The following is an 18,302-nucleotide window of genomic DNA, read 5'->3' as shown; positions in this document are numbered from 1 at the left end:
GTGGTAAGGCACAGTTATTTAATAACCACTCCCACGCTCAGTTATCAAAGTAACTGAACGGCTTAATTAGTCCGTAAATGGTTTCGGTATGAGGGAGAGATAGGTTCACTTCAGATGCTAGCCGAAGTGCCCCTCCATGCAGATGTTCCGTTTCAAGCGGCAGCCCTTTCCTCCGGTCCTGGTGCATAGAAGAGGTTGCTTCATGGTCGAGTTTCTTCAAATTAGCAAAAGCTTGTTGGACGTCATCATCAGAAACAGAGACGTTATGCCCGTTAGCAAGGTCTTTCATTTCCTCAAGCATCCGTTCGGCAATCCTGAATGTTCCGGGTACACTGCGAATCTCTCCAATAGGCAAGTTAGCAGCTGTTGTAATTCCGGAAAATGCAGTAATGAACATATATTTTTTCCACAAATCCTCCAGAATGTTCGGGCTCAGTCGAGAGTTAATGTTGGCCTGGTTACATACAACACCCAGTTCTTCGCAGAAAGGCTGCTGAGAAGGGTGGAGCGGTCCATACACAATATCATGAAAGGAACTCGAGTGTACGACGTGCCCGTGTTCATCCAATGTAGCGATAATGTAGGAAGCGCCACCTACTACGGCTTCTTCACCTAACTCCTTTTGTAAAATGGTGAAGTGCTCCATCCCGTTAAGCAAGGGCAAAACTTTAGCTCCTTTTTGCACAAGCGCTTTGAGCCATTCCAGTGTCCCATGCAAATGATATCCTTTGACAGCTAAAAGCACGAGATCTGCTTCATCAATTTCGTCCGGACTTTCTGCAATAGCTGGCTGCTCGATTGTATAGTTTCCATGAGGGCTATGTATTTTCAACCCATGCTCGCGAAGTTGTTCGGCACGTCCTTCACGTACGAGATTCACGACGTTATGACCAGCTTCATGCCAGCGGCTGCCGAAGTATGCCCCCAATGCTCCAGCTCCTAATACGACAATATTCATATTGATTCACCTCCGAAAATTTTGAATGCGGATGTCAACTTGTGAAAGTTGATGTAACTACTCGGTCCATCTCCACAATTTCTTTTAGGTACTGTTTCAAATAATGAATCAAATCATCTGATGATACGTGAGCCATCACTTCATGATAGTGTGCTTCATCACGGAAAATGGTTTGGCCGAACATCAATTCTTCTTCTTCACTCACTTCGATAAAATTAAGCAGTCCCATAGAGCCTTGCTTGCCAGTCAACTCCTCAGGACGAAATATGCGGTGGTCGAGTGCTCCGTGTGCAATTAATATATTGCCTGATTTAGTGGTGACGTCCAGAAATTCTTCTAAATGATTCTTGTTTACCCTGAAAAAACAAACGACTGTAAACATGCGATGTCCTCCTTATAGAGAAGATTGCAAAACTGTAAGCCAGACTCCTCGCTGGGTTCTCCCTCGTTGTACCCGTTCTAATTACAGCCTACACTTAAACCATCAGCTTTGTGTCATTTTTGGTAGCTTGCTGAAGTAAAAGTGGAGGAGACGACTTCGTTCATATCAATCACTTGTTTGATCTGTTGATAGAGGTGCATCGCTATATCATGTGTTTTAATAGCTTCGAGAACGCGCTTGTACTCTTCTTCATTTGCAAATGATACTTGCGCCATGTATATCCTTTCGTCATCAGGGACATCCATTAAATTGAGAAGACCCAGTGAACCATGCCGTCCGGTTAGGAGGCCGCCTTTACAAATGTTAGTTTCTGATGCCCCGTAAGAAGCGACAATATCACCTAGTTTGCTTGCTAATGATAAAAATTCGTGTAATCTTTCCTCTTTCACCCGGACGATATAAAGGACGGTAAACATAATTTATCACCTCACGATCATTAACCTAGACTTCCACAGAGCATTATCTATATCCTTTGTTAATCCTCCATAATTAAGATCCCATATATTGGACTTGGACAGGCTGGATAAACGTTAACTGCCTAGCCCGTAATCCGTCTGCAGATTTTATAGAGACGAGCGTAAAAAGACTCGGCGAAACGTTTTCGTCGAGTCAAGCGCGGTTTTTAGAAACCCCGGTGGAAATCAAAGCGTCAATGAGTAAAACAATTGCTGTTAATGTATGCATGATCCAGCCGATTACAGGAATCAGCCCAATGAGGCTTGCAATGACGCCCAGCACACTGCCGACACTGAATCGGTCATCACGAATTGAGAATACCAGGGTGATGATGTGAAAGATAAGCATAAAGATAAGAGCGTTCCACCCGGTTCCTATGATGAAAATGCCCCCGACCAGTGGTATTGCCAGCAAGGCTTCGAATATTCCTGTAATCCATTTGAGAGATGTTGATATGTGCATGACAATCCTCCTTGTGCGTGACATCCCAATTATACCGGAAATGATGAATTTTATCACGGCGCACGATACTTTTTATGAATTTGTGGCGATTTGCCACCTAACGCCGTACTTGTCTTCAATTCGACCAAAATATGCGCCCCAGAACATTTTTTCAAAAGGCATTAAGACGCGCCCATTTTCTTGGAGGCCGTTAAATACTTCCTCTGCATCTTTATGCCCCGAAAATTCTAAAGTCAAATCAATTTGAGTGCCGGATTGAATAGAATTAGTGGTCACATCAGCGAGGAAAAAATGGATATCAGCTGATTTTAAAACGAGATGCATGACACGACCTTCGAGCTCAGGGTCAGGTTCAGGCAATTCATCATAAGTCTGGACACTTATAATTTCCCCGCCAAGTGCGCTTAAATAGAAGTCTGCTTGTTCACGTGCATTTTCACAAAAAATATACGGATATAGCGTGGCCATATAACTCCCTCCTTATTCCCTCAATTACCGTTCTCATACGCTTGTAAACAAAAGAAAGACAGACCTGGTTGTCTGTCTTTTAAAGCGTATTAACGAGCTGCTTCTTGAATGCGTTGAATCATTTTTAATGATCGGCCGGTTCCGATAGCTACAGACTCAAGGGGGTTAGGGGCCATATGGACAGGAACGTGAATTTCCTTAGACAACCAATCTTGCATACCATTAAGCATCGAACCGCCTCCGGTGAGAATGACACCGTGATCCACGATATCCCCACTTAATTCAGGTGGACACGCTTCTAGAGTCGTACTGATCGTCTCTAGTAGCTGTTCTAATGATTCGCGCAGTGCTCCTTGAATTTCTGTCGAGCTAAGTTCAATCGTCTTAGGAAGGCCTGTAACCATGTCGCGTCCACGTACTTCCATCGTTTCTTCTGGGTGTTCAATCAACGCATAACCGATTCCCATTTTAACGTTTTCGGCTGTACGTTCTCCGATGAGTGTGTTGTATTCTTTTCGAACATATTGGACGATTTCCTCATCCATTTTGTCCCCCCCTAAACGGATGGAACGGGAGGAGACGACCCCTCCGAATGAGATGATAGCAACTTCACTGGTGCCACCGCCAACATCTACTATAACGTTTGCTACGGGCTCATCAACTGGAAGGTCAGATCCGATGGCCGCTGCAATCGGTTCTTCAATCAGACTGACTTGCTTTGCTCCGTAACCTTTGACAGCATTATGTATGGCGCGACGTTCCACAGAAGTAGATCCAGATGGCGTACAAATGACGACATTCGGTTTTCTCATGGAGATGCCGGAGATTTTGCTGACTTTCTTTAACAGAGCTTTCAGCATCTGGGTGGTCATGTCATAGTCAGCGATGACACCATCTTTAAGCGGGCGCACGGGAACGACATTCTGAGGTGTTTTTCCTACCATTTCTTTGGCTTCTGAACCGACAGCCACCACACTCTTCGTTTCCGTGTTGAAAGCGACAACAGCAGGTTCATTTAATAGAATACCTTTTGATTTTGAATAAATGAGTATATTAGCAGTACCAAGATCAATACCGATTTCAGCGTTAGCGAACATTAGACGTACCTCCATTGATGACAGATTCTCTTAAATCTTTTCCTATAAAAACCAAAATTTCTGGGGGTACATGAGACGAAAAATGTAGAAAAATTGTCTGAAGTGAAACCTAAGGAGATAGGGCCCTTTGTTCCGATCCTATGGGTAGTGTTCAGCATTTAATGGCGTGTATAATAGAACTAATGAATGAAGAAGGAGTTTCGATCATGTCTGTCTATCTGACACATCAAGAAATTATCGAGAAATGCGCGAGCATCAATGAACAGTATCACGTGAACGAGCAATTCTTTGATCGTATTATAGATGAGTTGTTGAATAGTGAGTTACCTACTGAAGACGTTATTTTAAATGGCTTTGAGCAATTATTGGGGGAAGTCGACCACGAAATCGGACGCATAGAAGCATTCGCCGGCATGGAAGCAAGCTGCTTCAAAGGCTGCGCTTTTTGTTGTTATTTTCCGATTGTGATAACAAAAATGGAGGCCAAAATGATGCTTCGTGCCATTGAACGTTTCCCGAAAGAGCGTAAAGAATATATTTATCAGCACTGGGAAGGTTATTTCGGGGGTGAAACGGATAAACTGGAAACAGCTATGGCGATGGATTTTAATAATGAAGAAACGAAGCTTGCTTACAAACAGCTTAATGTGCCATGCCCGATGCTCGACCCTGAAACACATACCTGTTTAGCGTACGAAATTCGCCCCATTCCCTGCCGCACGTATCTGAATTATGCCGATCCAAAAGTGTGTGCAGAAAATGATCTCCCTAAAGAGACGTTCAGTTATGAATTCCTTTATGAATATTATATGGGAGCAATGAATGAGATCCTGCAAGCCCTCTATGAAAATGGGGAAGACCTGTTGGTCAACTATCCTACAGATTTGTGGGAGTATGACTATTTACCAGCCTGGATCATGAAACGAAACGAGGTAATGGAGGATGAGTTATAGAGTCGTCTCACTCAATATTGGAATGCCGGTTACACTGCATTCTGAATTCGGAGAGGTAGAAACCGCGATTCGTAAACAGCCTGTTACGTCACGGGTGTATTTAGACACGCTTAATTTTAATGGGGATCAGCAAGCAGACCAAAAGCATCACGGTGGTGTAGACAAGGCTGTTTGTCTCTATCCTCATCAGCATTATGCTTATTGGGAATCGTTTTATCAACGCACATTCCGTATTCCGGCTTTTGGGGAAAATCTGACCGTTTCAGGTGTGTCAGAGCATAACACTCATATTGGCGATATTTACAAGCTTGGTGAGGCGGAGTTGCAAGTCACTCAACCTCGGCAGCCTTGTTACAAAATCACAAGGAATCATGATATCGAAGGCTTCCCAACTGAAGTGATTAAAACGGGATATACGGGATTTTATTTACGTGTGTTAAAACCAGGGTATGTATCACCTGAGGATCAGATGAAGCGGGTGCATATCGATAATGCAAAAGTCACGATCTCCGAAGTGAACGACGTAAAGTATGATGGAAACATTCATGCTGATGAACTTGAGCGTGTTATGGCGGTTGAGGCATTAGCAGAAAGTTTATATGATAGTTTAAAACGCAATTTGTAACATAATATTAACCTTCTGTAATCATTTCCCCCTGTCTTATAAGGTGTCAACCCATTTTTTTGTGAAAATATTAACACGATTACTAGGTGTTTCCAATTTATATGAAAAGGGAATAACAACGGTAGCGGCTGATAACAGGATTTCAGTATTGTAGGAGCATTTGACGCTTGTCAATGGAAGAAAATCCCGCTTATGTAACAAAACCTCTATGCTATCATGAAGCTGTATTCAATTACATCAAAGGAGAGGAGAATAGCATGTTTAAAAGAATAAGTGTTGCAGCGTTGCTTTCATTTGTTTTGGTATTTGCCAGTGCAGGGCCTGCAACTGTACAAGCTAGTAACGGAGGTTCTTCACATTCTGGCTTTAAAGTCATCACAAATATCCAAAGTCAGTGGCAAGATTTCAATGTAAAACAATTTGAGCAAGAACTGCAGACATGGTTCAAAGATGTTGAAAAAGGCTGGAAAGAATTCGAGGCTAAAAAACAACAGCAGGAACAAAACCAGCAACAGCCAAATCAACAGCAAGATGGCCAGTCTAATTCCGAGCAAAACAATAATCAGCCTGAGGGACAAGATGCATCACAATCCGATCAGACTCAAGCTCCGACAGCTGATGAAAATAATAACGATTCCCAACCCGATGACTCAAATGATCAATTGAATGATTTTGAACAAAAAGTCGTCGAGTTAACGAATCAGGAACGTGAAAAGCAGGGCTTGTCTCCATTAAAAATAGACACACAATTAAGTGAAGTAGCACGTGAAAAGTCTCGCGATATGGCGCAAAACGGTTACTTCTCCCACACAAGTCCAACGTACGGTTCTCCGTTTGATATGATGGATCAATATGGCGTGGACTATCGCACTGCCGGGGAAAACATCGCCAAAGGACAGCGTAGCCCCGAGCAAGTTGTTAACGCCTGGATGAATAGTGAAGGTCACCGTAAAAACATCATGAATGATAGCTTTACGCATATTGGCGTAGGCTATATTGAAGATGGTAACGTATGGACGCAGCAATTCATCGGGAAGTAAGAAAGATAAAGAGAGGTCTGACATAGGGTCAGTCCTCTTTTTTGTGGCAACAGTTGCGCATTTTTCCGGCTGGCCCCCTCACACCGCGCGTCAATCGGGGTGAGCTCATCTGAGATATCATGACGTTTTTTTTGCTAAAATAGGGTTAGGTAAAAATCGGGGGAAGGGGGAGAAGCTGGATGGATTTTGGCCATCTTATAGAAGAGAAAATTCGTCAGTCGATTAAAAATGGTGATTTTGAGCATTTGCCAGGCAAAGGTAAGCCATTACCGAAAGATGAGTTGTCTCATGTTCCTGACGATATGCGCAATAGCTATCGCATTTTAAAAAATGCCAATATGCTTCCTGAAGAAATGCAATTGAAAAAGGAGATTGTATCGCTTGAAGAACTTATTGCATATTGCGAAAATCCGGAAGAAGCGGCCGATTATAAACGAGAATTAACAGAAAAGCAGGTTCGTTTCAATGTGTTGATGGAAAAACGGAAGATGGGTCAATCGGGTGCATATCGGCAATACAGCGGAAAAATCGATCGTAAATTCGGCTTCTAGTTTCTAACATGATGCGTGCTTAACCAGCTTGTAGAGAACCCACCGAGTTCTCTACAAGCTTTTTTTGAGCGAACGGGTGGGTGAATACCATTCGCTTCCTGCAAGAATAACCACGCTTAAAGGTTTTTTTATCGTGTCCCGAGGTGAAAAATAAACGTTCATGGAAAAAGTAGACCATCGAGGCTTTTTCGAGAGTCTGAGAGCAGTTTTTTTAGCTGCTTTTTTAGTGGGTTGATTCTTTATGGAAATGTACTATAATAAAAGTGAGTAATCACTCATTAACGAAAAGAGGGATACGATGAACCGAATGATCGCCACTTCACGTGTCAGCCATCAGTTTGGAACTGAACATGTACTGCAGGACATTGATTTAACGATTGACGAAGGGGAAATTTTTGGCTTGTTGGGTCCGTCAGGTGCGGGGAAAACGACCCTCGTTAAAATTATCGTGGGCATCCTGCGACCGTCCTCAGGGACAGTTGATGTCCAAGGTATCAGGATGCCTTCATTGCAGCAAATGCATCACATCGGTTTTATGGCGCAATCGGATGCTTTGTACAATGAGTTATCTGCCAAGGAAAATTTGGATTTCTTTGCCTCGGTATATGGACTGAAAAAAGGGCAGCGAAAGGATAGCATCCGTTCTGTTTTAGATGTCGTTAATCTAACAGAGCATATGAATAAGCCGGTGGAAACTTTTTCAGGAGGAATGAAGCGGCGCTTATCATTAGCGGCAGCTCTCTTGCACAAGCCGGCTCTGTTGATTTTAGATGAGCCGACAGTTGGCATTGATCCTGTTTTGCGTGAATCGATTTGGAAAGAATTGCGACGTTTACAGAAAGCCGGAACAACGATCATTGTCACGACCCATGTTATGGATGAAGCTGAGAAATGTGATCGGTTGGCTTTACTGCGGGATGGTTTCGTTATTGCAAGCGGATCGCCTGGGGAGTTGAAACAGGGAATCAATGCAGGGAGTATGGAGCAGGTATTTTTATATTATGGAGGGGAGCAGTCATGAGAACCTGGGCTATTGTGCGACGCATTTTAATGCAATTTAAGCGGGATAAACGCAGTTTAGCTTTAATGATTGTAGCTCCATTGTTTGTCCTAACGTTATTATGGTTAGTATTGGATAGTGAAGAATTAACCCCAGATATAGCTTTGGTGGACACCCCGGCACCTTTTGCTTTAGCTGTGGAAGAACAGGATGCAAATGTGAAGGAAATGACGTTAGAAGACGCCCATGATCAGTTAGCAGAAAATGAACTTGATGCTTTGATCAGTTGGGAAGAACAGACGCCTCGTGTGGTGCTTGAAGGGAGTGATCCTTCTGCCAATAGTGCTGTGTTACGTATCCTTCGTGAAGCTGGCGCCCAACTTTCGGAAGGAAAGCAGCTAAATCCTGACGTGGAGTTTTTACATGGATCGAATGATTTTAATTTGTTTGATAATGTAGGGCCCGTTTTAGTTGGCTTTTTTGTGTTCTTCTTTGTCTTTATTGTAGGAGGCGTGTCATTCTTGAGGGAACGCACGCAAGGAACGTTGGAGCGGCTATTATCTACTCCTTTAAAGCGAGGAGAAATTGTAACAGGCTATTTGATCGGATTTGGCATTTTTACGATCGTGCAATCCGTTATCATTGCGGCATATTCCATATTTGCACTGGATATGTTTATGAGCGGTTCTTTCTTTTATGTCTTATTGGTCACGTTCTTATTGGCCTTGGCTGCTTTAAGCCTTGGTACACTGCTTTCGTCTTATGCGAAGAATGAGTTTCAAATGATCCAATTCATCCCGCTTGTCATTGTGCCTCAGGTATTCTTTTCAGGGATCTTTAACTTAGAAACGATGGAGCCCTGGCTGAGGGCAATTGGCAAAGTAATGCCGTTGACTTATGGGGCTGAAGCCTTGCGTGATATTATGATTCGCGGTCAGGGGTTCGAGTCCTTTCAGCTTCAAATATATGTGCTGGGCGGCTTCACCGTATTGTTTGCGTTGCTGAATATGTTCGCCTTGAAACGCCATCGCAGGTTATAATAGAGGGAGAAAAGAAGAGGAGGCGCTCAAATGGCTGAACACGATCATTTACAACAATTACTTGAGGCAGGCGACGAAGAACTTAAATTAACCAAAAAACAAGTGAAGATATTAGAAGCTGCGATTGAAATGTTCGCTGAAAAAGGGTACGCCTCCACTTCCACAAGCGAAATTGCTCAAAAGGCAGGCGTAGCTGAAGGAACGATTTTTAGACATTATCGAACGAAAAAAGAGTTGCTTATGGCAATTGTCAGTCCTGTCATTTCAAAGTTTGCGATGCCATTTTTCGCCACCCATTTTGCCCGCCAAGTATTCGAAGGGCCGCCAGCTCAGTTTGAAGATTTGTTGAAAAAATTAATCTATAACCGTTTCGAATTCGTGAAAGAGAACGCACCGCTATTGAAAATTTTACTTCAGGAAGTGTCGTTTCACCCAGAGTTACAGCAGCACTTTCAAGAGGTGTTCGCTGCCAAAGTCCTTCCGAAATTCGAAGAGGCGATTCAAACTTATCAGCAAAACGATCAAATCATCCAGTACCCATCACCTACTATTATGAGGATGATCATGACAACCATCATCGGATTTTTGATTACACGGTTTTTAATCATGCCGGATCACGAATGGGACGATCAGGCGGAAATCGATCGGACCGTCCATTTTATTCTTCATGGTCTGGGAGAACAAAATACGTAAGAGGAGGACGCAACATGTGTGGTCGCTATACATTGTTAGCTGAAGAAGCGGAGATTCTGGAAGCATTTGGTTTATCGTACCTGAGCGACGACTATCAGCCCAGGTATAATATTGCGCCGGGTCAAAAGGTGCTTGCTATCATCCACGACGGCCGAGATAAACGAGCGGGTTACTTGCATTGGGGCCTCGTGCCTTCCTGGGCAAAGGATCCTAAAATCGGTTATAAAATGATCAATGCCCGCAGTGAAACGGCCCATGAGAAACCAAGCTTCAAACAGCTCATGGCGCGTAAACGATGTTTGATCGTAGCGGACAGTTTCTATGAATGGCAAAAGACGGAATCAGGTAAACAGCCTAAGCGAATCTTTCCGCACAATCGAAAACTGTTCGCTTTTGCAGGACTTTGGGATAAATGGCAGCAAGATGAAGAAGAACGCTTTACCTGTACGATTCTGACTAAAGAAGCTAATTCCTACATGGCGCCCATCCATGATCGTATGCCTGTCATCCTGCCAGAGGAGAAACAAGACCAATGGATCGAGAACATCAAATGGGAACCTGGCCAGGCGCATGATTTTCTACAATCCCTTCCATCCCAGGCGTTAGATTCGTATGACATCAGCGACTACGTTAATTCCCCCAAAAATGAGGGACCAGCATGTATTGAATCGCTCACCTCATAAAAAACGTGACCGTGCCCTGCTGCGATCAGGCCGGTCGCGTTTTTTGTGTGTGCGAGAACGGATAGTTAATAACCTTTAATAGCGAGTATGAATAAGATTAAGGTGATGCTGTAATAAAAAAGGATGTTGATTCGTTTTCGATCGTCATTGTTTTTCCAGTAACGCACGAGCAAGTATATGGCATAGATAAACAACCCATACATGAGAGAAACATTGAAAAGCCCGGTGAATAGTACAAGCACTAATATAACATAGGCATTTAATTCTTCTTCTTTTTCCTGTGCGTGTTCTTGGTCCATACAATCAACCTATCGTTAATGGTCTAATAAAGGAAGCATATCAGATCATCCAGGAAATGTTAATGACTCAGGCTGATAAAAAGGTACGGAGCGACGATAATTACGTAGAGAGCGATGATAAAAGTGCGCGGAGCGATGATAAATGCTCACGAAGCGCCGATAAAAGCTCGAGCGCCGATATTTACATAGAGAGCGATGATAAAAGTGCGCGGAGCGACGATAACTGAGCACGAAGCGCCGATAAAAGGTCGAGCGATGATATTTACATAGAGAGCGATGATAAAAGTGTGAGGACCAACGATAAATGGTCACGAAGCGTCGATAATAAGTAAAAAGCGATGATTTTTCTATAATTTTTTCGTGAGAGGTGTAGGGCTGGGAATTTGATGAACGTCTAATAAGGTAGAACGATGTTGCTGGGAAGGGAGGGGCAGACTTATTCAAGATGAAACGTTAATCAAGCAAGCATTAGAAGGTAATCAACAGGCGATCCGGATCATAATTGAGCGCTATAAGCACCATGTGTTTAAAGTGACGTATAGTGTGCTTCGGGATCAGCAGCTGGCGGAGGATATAACGCAAGAAACGTTTATAAAGATGATGGATGCCCTTCCTTCTTATCAGCAAAAAGGATTTAAAACGTGGCTGAGTCGAATAGCCATGAACAAAGCGATCGATCATAAACGGAAACAATCGCGAAAGCCGGAAGACCTTTCAGATTTCAGCGATAAAGAACTGAAGCAGGATGACGGCACGAGTGCTGAAGATCTTGTCATCTCGCAGGAAAGAACCGAACGTATACGGCGTTCGATTGATGCATTGCCGGACAACTACAAGGAGGTCGTGGAGGCATTTTACATAAACGGACGAAGTTATCATGAAATAGCCCAACAGCAGCAGATTTCGGTTAAAACCGTTGAAGTGAAGTTATATAGAGCGAGAAAGTGGATGAAGCATAATTGGAAGGAGGAGGATTTTTGATGGAACATTTACATGTCAAACGTTTGCGCGCCTATATTCATGACGATATAGCTCCGGAAGAACGAAGCAACATAGAAGCGCATCTCGATGATTGTCCTGATTGTTTCATGGAATACCTCGGCCTTATCGATCAATGGGAACCAGACCTTTCGCTTTCAGAGGACTTCACTGACAAGACGATGGAGCAATGGCAAACGCAAGCACCGAAGAAACACGTTAGGCCATCTATGACGCGCAAGCAGACCTTGCTTCACTACGGAGTTGCTGCTGGTTTGACGATCATACTCATGAGCACGGGTGTTTTCCAACACATGATTGAGTGGACGGGTAAGCATGACGAGCCATCTGGAATGCCGCTGACAGAAAAGATCATGAATAGCACGAACGCGTGGCTAGACGAAATGAAAGAGAGGGAAGGCAATGAATAAATCACCGATATTAGCGTTTTTCTTATCCTTTATCCCTGGGTTCGGTCACATTTACCTGGGCAAACCGTTACGAGGTGTGCTGTACCTATTATTATTTTTGGGAGCGTGTCTATCTGCTTTTGCGATAGTGATGACACCTTTCCATACGGGTGAAGCCGTATTTCTCGCCATGGTGGCTGTATTATTGTGGGGTGTCAACCTTCTGGATATGGTGGTCTCGTTGCTGTCGCAATCAGGATCTACTAGGAATGGGGAAAATGAAAACGGAAATGGGCAGGGAACTCCTGTACAAAATGAGCGATTTTTTACAACGCTTTTATCCTTTATTCCTGGGGTCGGCCACTTTTATCTCGGATTGAACCAAAGAGGTCTTACCTTTATGACTGCATTCTTTGGGACTGGCATCATGATATTCTTTGTAGCGTTGTTATCGAGCCAAAGTGTGTTTCTCATTTTTTTACTCGCATTGCCTATTATTTGGATCTACAACATGTTTGACACGATTCAGCATTTGAATCGGAAAAGCGCAGGTGAAGAACTTGAGGATCGCACGTTAATGGATGATTTGGAATGGCATCGTGAAGATGGGCAGAAGAATAAGATGGTGGCCACCGTCCTTTCCATGTTTCCCGGTGCAGGCCACTTGTACCTAGGGTTGCAGAAACGTGGTTTGCAGTTGATGGCAGGGTTTTTATTGTCTATTTACATTTTGGATGTACTGCATCTCTCGTTATTCTTATTTTTAATCCCGATCATATGGTTTTTCAGCTTTTTTGACGGGCTCCAGCAAACGCATCGTGTAAACCAGGGTGATGTGGAAGACAAACCTATTGTGACTTACTTTGTCAATCAGCAGCGTTTGATCGGGATAGCTCTGCTATTGCTCGGAGGTTATTACCTTTTAGATGCGTTGATACTCCCCGCATTCGCTGAACAATTACAAGCGATGTTTAATGTAGACATTTGGTATTATTACCAACGTTATTTCCAAATTGGGCTGATTAGCTTTTTATTCATTGGAGGCGGGTTGTGGTTAATTCTTAAATCACGCCAAACCAAGTAAGAAATGATTAGGACTAACTTACCGAAGAAAGATCATAACTTTTTAGTTGTGGTCTTTTTTTCATAGGTCTTTTCATTTATAATTAATACAACGCTTACATAGATTTCGACTAAATTCGTGTAAAGGTGATGCGATGAACTTCCTGCAGCTCGATCCTTCAGAAGACCGAAAAAAAATACATAAACTATGTGCATCATTAGAAAAACAAGCGTTAACAAAGCCCTCTCAGCAGCTGATTCATGATTTGAGAGAGATTAGTCTCGCCTATGTGACGCGTTACCACCAGGTGAAGGCCGCTTTAGATGATATGGCCGCTTTAGCAATATTAGATGGGAACGGTTGTTTCACGTATGTCGATAGAAAGTTTTGTGAACAAACGAAATACGCCTCAGAAGAACTAGTGGGCAGTCATTATCACCTCTTAGATACTGAGTGTCATAGCGAATCAATTTATCATGATATATGGCAAACGATCATGGCAGGCAGCGTATGGCGTGGAGCTATGAGTTATAAAGCACGTGATCACTCCGTGTATTGGGTCAATCAAACGATTATTCCAATTCGGGATGAAGTGTCCTGTTCTTATACATTTCTTTCCTATACGCAGAGGATTTCGGATGAGGCGGGAGAGCCACAGCTGATTGAAGACGTTCGCAATGACTTTAACCGGACTATCAACGCGCTGGTTAATTTGGTGTTCAAAGTAAAATATTACCCGAAACAGGACGCATATTACTACGAATTATTCGAAGGTAGACTGGCAAGAGAAATAGGATTAACTACCCAACATGTAAAAAGCAAAACGCTAACCGAAATATTTGATGAAACGAAAGCAGCTTTTCTCCGAGAAAAATACCGTCTGGCGTTTACCGGGCAATCGATTTCCTATAAACACACCTTTAAAGGCCGTTATTTTTACACGACACTATCTCCTATCGAGGAGAATGGAGAGTATATTGAAATTATTGGATCGGCCGTTGATATAACGAGCCGGGAGGAAGCAGAGTTAAAGATTCATCATATGGCCTACCATGATCCTTTGACAGACCTTCCGAATCGCCGAAAGCTTGAAGAAGATGTCACCGAACGGATTACAGGACTCATTCAATCGGCTTCGGGCACCCTTGCTTTAATGTATTGTGACCTGGACCGATTCAAGTATGTGAATGATGCGCTAGGCCATGCTGCGGGTGATTATGTCATTCAGACAATGGCGAAACGTATCCAGGAGGTAATGGGTACGAATTGCACGCTTTATCGGTTAAGTGGCGATGAATTCATGATTATGGTGGAAGGCGAAATTCACCGTCATAAAATTGAACAGCTCGGTTACCAGGTACTGAAACGGATGGCTAAACCGATTACCATTCAAGGAAAAGAATTTTTCATAACCGGCAGTATAGGTGTTTCCCGTTACCCAGAGGGAGGCACAACAGCTGAATCTATGATCGGAAACGCTGACATCGCGATGCATTATTGTAAAATGAAGGGTCGTCAAGGGCTGTTGTTCTACACGCAAAAAATGAACCGCTATTATAATGATTTAGTTTCTTTAGAAGGAGATCTGCGTGAGGCCTTAAGTAAAAACGAATTAAGTGTGTATTATCAACCGAAAATTGATGTGTCAACGGGCTTCATCAACGGTTTTGAAGCGTTAGTGCGCTGGCATCATGCCACTAATGGTTTTATTTCGCCTGGAGAATTCATTCCGTTAGCTGAAGAAACCGGATTGATTACCCAAGTAGATGAATGGGTGTTAGAAGAAGTATGTCGCCAAAATAAGCAATGGCACGATGAGGGATATGCTCCGGAACACGTGGCGATCAATGTTTCAGCCATGGAAATTCAACGCAAAGATTTTACAAGCCGTGTTCACAGCATTCTGACTAAAACGGGCTTTCCACCTGAATACTTGGAGTTTGAAGTGACGGAAAACAGTGTGATGCAGAATACGGAGGATTGTATCAAGACGATGCAGGAATTAAAAGCCCTCGGGATTTCACTCTCGATTGATGATTTTGGGACAGGCTACTCCTCGCTGGGTTATTTAAGAAAATTTCCGATTCATTATTTAAAAATTGATCAATCATTTATTAAAGATGTATTGAACGATCCAAGCGATGCTGAAATCGTCAAAGCAATGATACAACTCGCTCATACCTTTAAGTTGCAAGTCATTGCGGAAGGGGTGGAAGTACCCGAAGTTCTACAATTCTTGAATGAACACAAATGCGATTATTATCAAGGCTATTACTTCAGCAAACCTCAACCTCCTCATAAAATCAAACAGCAATACTTGATGCCGAAGTCCTCCTATCAAACAAAGTAAGGCTCCTGGTGTAGAGATGCTGAACAATAGCCGCAAATGTATTGAGGCTGGAAAACTAAATAAAACACAAAAATGCCGCATGCTCGGCATTTTTGTGTTTCAGGGAGGTGTTCCATGACCGCTCCGTCACAACACTTCGCTTTCCACGCTGATGAAAGAAAATATAATGGAGCCTAACAACATTACTGAAAGAACGGCATTCATTAATTTTACCAACACACTATAGAAAACAGAACGCTTGGACATTGAATCTCCAAGCGTTCTTGATTAAGCTCATTTATAGTGTTCGGAATTCTAAATCGTTAAGATGTATACGGTTGTTCCCTTTCTTGCTGGCGTTCCTTTTTAGCCACTTCCAAGAATTTTTTCGTTTCTGAAGCAACGACACCGGACAAGAATAATAAGCCGATCAAGTTCGGGAAGGCCATAAGCCCGTTCATGACGTCTGCGAATTTCCAGACGATGTCTAATTGTTCAATGGCACCATAGAATACGAAGCCAACGAAAATGACTTTGTACAATGGAATGGCTCGTTCACCCGTTAGATAACCGAAACATTTCTCTCCATAGTAGGACCAGCCGACAATGGTGGAAAAGGCGAAGAAAACTAAGCCTAATGTAACGATGTAAGCGCCAATATCACCTAAAAAGACTTCAAAAGAGGAAGAGGTTAAATCTGCCCCGTCTAAATCTCCGCTATATTGATTGGCCATTACGATGGTTACACCTGTAATTGTACAGACCACGATGGTGTCAATGAACACCTGCGTCATAGACACGAGTGCTTGACGCCCAGGGTAATCGGTACGGGCGGCGGCTGCTGCAATGGGAGCAGAGCCAAGTCCGGCTTCGTTCGAGAAGACGCCTCGTGCCACACCGAAGCGAATGGCAGTTCCTAGTAAGCCCCCGCCAACTGCATTGGCTGTGAAAGCATCGGTGAAAATGGTGCCAAGTGCCGCTGGTACCAAATTGAAGTTCATGATGATGATAATAAGACCGCCGATCACATAAAATACGGCCATGATCGGTACGAAGAAGGCTGTAACGCGTCCAATACTTTTAATACCCCCAAGCAGGACAAGTCCTGCGCCTATCGTAAGGATAAGGCCTGTCACCCACGTTGGCACGGAGAATGTGGTATCCATGACATCTGCTACGGAATTCGACTGCACCATGTTACCAATACCGAAAGCAGCGACAGCCCCGAAAATGGCAAATAATACCCCAAGCCATTTCTGGTTCATTCCTCGTTCTAAGTAATACATAGGCCCGCCTGACATCTGACCGTTTTTATCCGTTACGCGGTATTTGACTGCCAGTATGGCCTCCGCATATTTCGTGGCCATACCGAACAAAGCCGTGATCCACATCCAGAAGACCGCTCCGGGTCCGCCGAGAAAGACCGCCGTCGCAACACCAGCGATATTTCCTGTTCCAATGGTGGCTGCAAGAGCCGTCGTCAACGCCTGGTAGTGAGAAATATCTCCTTTAGACTTATTTTCTTGTTTACCGGGTGTGAAAGCTAGCTTCAATGCGTATGGCAACGTTTTGAATTGCAGAAAACCGAGGCGAATCGTTAAGTATACGCCTGTCCCTACTAATAAAATTAATAATACCGGGCCCCATACGACACCGCTTGCCCAATCGAGAAAATTAAATAATGCGCCTTCTTCTTCCATGATCATCCCCCTGTCAAAAATAATGAAGTCAGTATGTGTAAAATACTATATATAAAATATTCCGAAAATTATAGGTGAATGTCAAGCGAATTTCCAAAAGAATTCCCTTATTTTAAATGGTTTACCTGATTAAAGATGGGGAAAATAACTGACATGGGCTTCTGTGACATAATGAATTTATATCGATTTTACTATATAATTCATGTGTGAAGTAAAAAAGCGGGGGATGAAGATGATTCATGTACTTTTTGTGTGCTTAGGTAATATTTGTCGATCACCGATGGCGGAAGCGATTTTCCGTGATCTTGTTGCCAAAGAAGGCCTGAATGATCGTATTAAGGTGGATTCAGCAGGGATCGGTCATTGGCACGTTGGAGATCTGCCGCATGAGGGGACACGTAGAATACTGGACGAATATGGTATTGCCCATGAAGGTATTTTATCCCGACAGGTAAATGAAGCGGATTGGGATCAATTTCAATATATCATTGGTATGGACAATAAAAACATTGATGATTTATTATCGATCCGCGATGATGAGAATGTATTTGTCGGCAGGCTGCTTGATTTTGTTGAAGAAGTGGGCGATAAAGATATACCGGATCCATACTTCACCGGAAAATTTGATGCTGTTTATTCCCTGGTTTCCGAAGGGTGTCAGCAATTATTAAATAAAATTAAACATGAGCATGATTTATCTGAAGGAGGAATAAGCTATGGGTAAGCAAAATTTATGTAAAGGCATGTTAATTGGAGCAATAGTTGGAGGAGCTGCCACGTTATTGGATCATGATACGCGGCAATATGTCAAAACGAAGTCCCAGTCAGCAAGGGTGGCATGCAGGAGTTATGCCGTTCAACCGTCTCTTGCCATTCATCATCTACGTCAAAATTATGATGATGTCATTTCACGGTTGTCTTCTGGTGCAGAAGATGCGCTTGGGGCACTGAATAAGCTCGAGGAGTTACTCGATAAAGTAAGCGAGTTAGATAATCAAGTTGATCAAGAAGTAAAAAAAATAGATGAGCAGCAAAACGTGTCATAAACGTTGACC

22 protein-coding genes are annotated in these 18,302 nt (G+C 43.1%); 14 read left to right on the top strand and 8 right to left on the bottom strand.

The window, feature by feature from the left end; translation table 11 throughout:
* Positions 1-37 precede the first annotated feature (37 nt).
* The 6 genes from HOP45_RS19010 to mreBH form a co-directional block, all read right to left on the bottom strand.
* A complete protein-coding gene (locus tag HOP45_RS19010) occupies positions 38-958 on the bottom strand; it encodes a ketopantoate reductase family protein (RefSeq protein WP_181350958.1) in 921 nt (306 codons plus the stop codon).
* A 34-nt stretch (positions 959-992) separates the two neighbouring features.
* Positions 993-1,340, bottom strand: a complete 348-nt coding sequence (locus HOP45_RS19005; RefSeq protein WP_181350957.1) for a DUF1428 family protein — start codon at positions 1,338-1,340, stop codon at positions 993-995.
* Between the two features lie 113 nt (positions 1,341-1,453).
* Positions 1,454-1,816, bottom strand: coding sequence for a DUF1428 family protein (locus HOP45_RS19000; RefSeq protein ID WP_181350956.1), 363 nt, complete (start codon positions 1,814-1,816; stop codon positions 1,454-1,456).
* A 193-nt stretch (positions 1,817-2,009) separates the two neighbouring features.
* Positions 2,010-2,318 carry a hypothetical protein gene (locus HOP45_RS18995; protein ID WP_181350955.1) on the bottom strand — a complete coding sequence of 103 codons (309 nt, stop codon included), beginning with the start codon at positions 2,316-2,318 and terminating at the stop codon, positions 2,010-2,012.
* Positions 2,319-2,390: 72 nt separating this feature from the next.
* A complete protein-coding gene (locus tag HOP45_RS18990) occupies positions 2,391-2,786 on the bottom strand; it encodes a VOC family protein (protein ID WP_181350954.1) in 396 nt (131 codons plus the stop codon).
* Positions 2,787-2,875: 89 nt separating this feature from the next.
* Positions 2,876-3,883: a rod-share determining protein MreBH gene (mreBH, locus tag HOP45_RS18985; protein ID WP_181350953.1), complete on the bottom strand. Its 1,008-nt coding sequence runs from the start codon at positions 3,881-3,883 to the stop codon at positions 2,876-2,878.
* Positions 3,884-4,089: 206 nt separating this feature from the next.
* Here mreBH and HOP45_RS18980 point away from each other — a divergent pair, with 206 nt between their 5' ends.
* The 8 genes from HOP45_RS18980 (at position 4,090) to HOP45_RS18945 (ending at position 10,468) form a co-directional block, all read left to right on the top strand.
* Positions 4,090-4,836 (top strand): YkgJ family cysteine cluster protein, encoded by a 747-nt coding sequence (locus HOP45_RS18980; RefSeq protein WP_181350952.1) that lies wholly within the window; start codon positions 4,090-4,092, stop codon positions 4,834-4,836.
* Complete coding sequence (locus HOP45_RS18975; protein ID WP_181350951.1) at positions 4,826-5,461, top strand: MOSC domain-containing protein; 636 nt, start codon at positions 4,826-4,828, stop codon at positions 5,459-5,461. The genes HOP45_RS18980 and HOP45_RS18975 overlap by 11 nt, the downstream gene beginning before the upstream one ends.
* 257 nt (positions 5,462-5,718) lie before the next feature.
* The gene (locus HOP45_RS18970; RefSeq protein WP_181350950.1) at positions 5,719-6,501 is read left to right on the top strand and encodes a CAP domain-containing protein; all 783 of its coding nucleotides are present in this window, start codon (positions 5,719-5,721) and stop codon (positions 6,499-6,501) included.
* 179 nt (positions 6,502-6,680) lie between these two features.
* Positions 6,681-7,052, top strand: a complete 372-nt coding sequence (locus HOP45_RS18965) for a DnaJ family domain-containing protein (RefSeq protein WP_181350949.1) — start codon at positions 6,681-6,683, stop codon at positions 7,050-7,052.
* Between the two features lie 298 nt (positions 7,053-7,350).
* Positions 7,351-8,073, top strand: coding sequence for an ABC transporter ATP-binding protein (locus tag HOP45_RS18960; protein WP_181350948.1), 723 nt, complete (start codon positions 7,351-7,353; stop codon positions 8,071-8,073).
* Complete coding sequence (locus tag HOP45_RS18955) at positions 8,070-9,092, top strand: ABC transporter permease (RefSeq protein WP_181350947.1); 1,023 nt, start codon at positions 8,070-8,072, stop codon at positions 9,090-9,092. The genes HOP45_RS18960 and HOP45_RS18955 overlap by 4 nt, the downstream gene beginning before the upstream one ends.
* A 30-nt stretch (positions 9,093-9,122) precedes the next feature.
* Positions 9,123-9,785 carry a TetR/AcrR family transcriptional regulator gene (locus tag HOP45_RS18950; RefSeq protein WP_181350946.1) on the top strand — a complete coding sequence of 221 codons (663 nt, stop codon included), beginning with the start codon at positions 9,123-9,125 and terminating at the stop codon, positions 9,783-9,785.
* A 14-nt stretch (positions 9,786-9,799) separates the two neighbouring features.
* Positions 9,800-10,468, top strand: coding sequence for an SOS response-associated peptidase (locus tag HOP45_RS18945; protein WP_181350945.1), 669 nt, complete (start codon positions 9,800-9,802; stop codon positions 10,466-10,468).
* A 65-nt stretch (positions 10,469-10,533) separates the two neighbouring features.
* Here the strand turns inward: HOP45_RS18945 and HOP45_RS18940 are convergent, their stop codons facing one another.
* Complete coding sequence (locus HOP45_RS18940) at positions 10,534-10,767, bottom strand: hypothetical protein (RefSeq protein ID WP_181350944.1); 234 nt, start codon at positions 10,765-10,767, stop codon at positions 10,534-10,536.
* 438 nt (positions 10,768-11,205) lie between these two features.
* Between HOP45_RS18940 and HOP45_RS18935 the strand changes: the two genes are divergently transcribed.
* The 4 genes from HOP45_RS18935 to HOP45_RS18920 all read left to right on the top strand — a co-directional run bounded on the left by HOP45_RS18935 (position 11,206) and on the right by HOP45_RS18920 (position 15,568).
* Positions 11,206-11,748, top strand: a complete 543-nt coding sequence (locus HOP45_RS18935; protein ID WP_181350985.1) for an RNA polymerase sigma factor — start codon at positions 11,206-11,208, stop codon at positions 11,746-11,748.
* The gene (locus HOP45_RS18930; protein WP_181350943.1) at positions 11,748-12,176 is read left to right on the top strand and encodes an anti-sigma factor family protein; all 429 of its coding nucleotides are present in this window, start codon (positions 11,748-11,750) and stop codon (positions 12,174-12,176) included. The genes HOP45_RS18935 and HOP45_RS18930 overlap by 1 nt, the downstream gene beginning before the upstream one ends.
* A complete protein-coding gene (locus tag HOP45_RS18925; RefSeq protein WP_181350942.1) occupies positions 12,169-13,239 on the top strand; it encodes a hypothetical protein in 1,071 nt (356 codons plus the stop codon). The genes HOP45_RS18930 and HOP45_RS18925 overlap by 8 nt, the downstream gene beginning before the upstream one ends.
* A gap of 133 nt (positions 13,240-13,372) precedes the next feature.
* Positions 13,373-15,568: a sensor domain-containing protein gene (locus tag HOP45_RS18920; RefSeq protein ID WP_181350941.1), complete on the top strand. Its 2,196-nt coding sequence runs from the start codon at positions 13,373-13,375 to the stop codon at positions 15,566-15,568.
* A gap of 302 nt (positions 15,569-15,870) precedes the next feature.
* Here the strand turns inward: HOP45_RS18920 and HOP45_RS18915 are convergent, their stop codons facing one another.
* Entirely contained in the window at positions 15,871-17,247 is a 1,377-nt protein-coding gene (locus HOP45_RS18915) for an alanine/glycine:cation symporter family protein (protein WP_181350940.1), read from the bottom strand.
* Between the two features lie 232 nt (positions 17,248-17,479).
* On the opposite strand from HOP45_RS18915, the gene HOP45_RS18910 reads away from it, so the two are divergent.
* Both HOP45_RS18910 and HOP45_RS18905 read left to right on the top strand, forming a co-directional pair.
* Positions 17,480-17,971, top strand: a complete 492-nt coding sequence (locus HOP45_RS18910; protein ID WP_181350939.1) for a low molecular weight protein-tyrosine-phosphatase — start codon at positions 17,480-17,482, stop codon at positions 17,969-17,971.
* Positions 17,964-18,293, top strand: a complete 330-nt coding sequence (locus tag HOP45_RS18905) for a YtxH domain-containing protein (RefSeq protein WP_181350938.1) — start codon at positions 17,964-17,966, stop codon at positions 18,291-18,293. The genes HOP45_RS18910 and HOP45_RS18905 overlap by 8 nt, the downstream gene beginning before the upstream one ends.
* Positions 18,294-18,302 lie beyond the last annotated feature (9 nt).

It is taken from the genome of Thalassobacillus sp. CUG 92003, from assembly GCF_013618635.1.
Classification (GTDB): domain Bacteria; phylum Bacillota; class Bacilli; order Bacillales; family Halobacillaceae; genus CUG-92003.
This window is presented reverse-complemented; position numbering and strand designations above follow the sequence as displayed.

What these genes read in the sequence shown, in the direction of transcription:
- HOP45_RS19010 (WP_181350958.1), bottom strand. Translation starts at nt 958, where the DNA reads ATGAATATTGTCGTATTAGGAGCTGGAGCATTGGGGGCATACTTCGGC.
- HOP45_RS19005 (WP_181350957.1), bottom strand. Translation starts at nt 1,340, where the DNA reads ATGTTTACAGTCGTTTGTTTTTTCAGGGTAAACAAGAATCATTTAGAA.
- HOP45_RS19000 (WP_181350956.1), bottom strand. Translation starts at nt 1,816, where the DNA reads ATGTTTACCGTCCTTTATATCGTCCGGGTGAAAGAGGAAAGATTACAC.
- HOP45_RS18995 (WP_181350955.1), bottom strand. Translation starts at nt 2,318, where the DNA reads ATGCACATATCAACATCTCTCAAATGGATTACAGGAATATTCGAAGCC.
- HOP45_RS18990 (WP_181350954.1), bottom strand. Translation starts at nt 2,786, where the DNA reads ATGGCCACGCTATATCCGTATATTTTTTGTGAAAATGCACGTGAACAA.
- mreBH (WP_181350953.1), bottom strand. Translation starts at nt 3,883, where the DNA reads ATGTTCGCTAACGCTGAAATCGGTATTGATCTTGGTACTGCTAATATA.
- HOP45_RS18980 (WP_181350952.1), top strand. Translation starts at nt 4,090, where the DNA reads ATGTCTGTCTATCTGACACATCAAGAAATTATCGAGAAATGCGCGAGC.
- HOP45_RS18975 (WP_181350951.1), top strand. Translation starts at nt 4,826, where the DNA reads ATGAGTTATAGAGTCGTCTCACTCAATATTGGAATGCCGGTTACACTG.
- HOP45_RS18970 (WP_181350950.1), top strand. Translation starts at nt 5,719, where the DNA reads ATGTTTAAAAGAATAAGTGTTGCAGCGTTGCTTTCATTTGTTTTGGTA.
- HOP45_RS18965 (WP_181350949.1), top strand. Translation starts at nt 6,681, where the DNA reads ATGGATTTTGGCCATCTTATAGAAGAGAAAATTCGTCAGTCGATTAAA.
- HOP45_RS18960 (WP_181350948.1), top strand. Translation starts at nt 7,351, where the DNA reads ATGAACCGAATGATCGCCACTTCACGTGTCAGCCATCAGTTTGGAACT.
- HOP45_RS18955 (WP_181350947.1), top strand. Translation starts at nt 8,070, where the DNA reads ATGAGAACCTGGGCTATTGTGCGACGCATTTTAATGCAATTTAAGCGG.
- HOP45_RS18950 (WP_181350946.1), top strand. Translation starts at nt 9,123, where the DNA reads ATGGCTGAACACGATCATTTACAACAATTACTTGAGGCAGGCGACGAA.
- HOP45_RS18945 (WP_181350945.1), top strand. Translation starts at nt 9,800, where the DNA reads ATGTGTGGTCGCTATACATTGTTAGCTGAAGAAGCGGAGATTCTGGAA.
- HOP45_RS18940 (WP_181350944.1), bottom strand. Translation starts at nt 10,767, where the DNA reads ATGGACCAAGAACACGCACAGGAAAAAGAAGAAGAATTAAATGCCTAT.
- HOP45_RS18930 (WP_181350943.1), top strand. Translation starts at nt 11,748, where the DNA reads ATGGAACATTTACATGTCAAACGTTTGCGCGCCTATATTCATGACGAT.
- HOP45_RS18925 (WP_181350942.1), top strand. Translation starts at nt 12,169, where the DNA reads ATGAATAAATCACCGATATTAGCGTTTTTCTTATCCTTTATCCCTGGG.
- HOP45_RS18920 (WP_181350941.1), top strand. Translation starts at nt 13,373, where the DNA reads ATGAACTTCCTGCAGCTCGATCCTTCAGAAGACCGAAAAAAAATACAT.
- HOP45_RS18915 (WP_181350940.1), bottom strand. Translation starts at nt 17,247, where the DNA reads ATGGAAGAAGAAGGCGCATTATTTAATTTTCTCGATTGGGCAAGCGGT.
- HOP45_RS18910 (WP_181350939.1), top strand. Translation starts at nt 17,480, where the DNA reads ATGATTCATGTACTTTTTGTGTGCTTAGGTAATATTTGTCGATCACCG.
- HOP45_RS18905 (WP_181350938.1), top strand. Translation starts at nt 17,964, where the DNA reads ATGGGTAAGCAAAATTTATGTAAAGGCATGTTAATTGGAGCAATAGTT.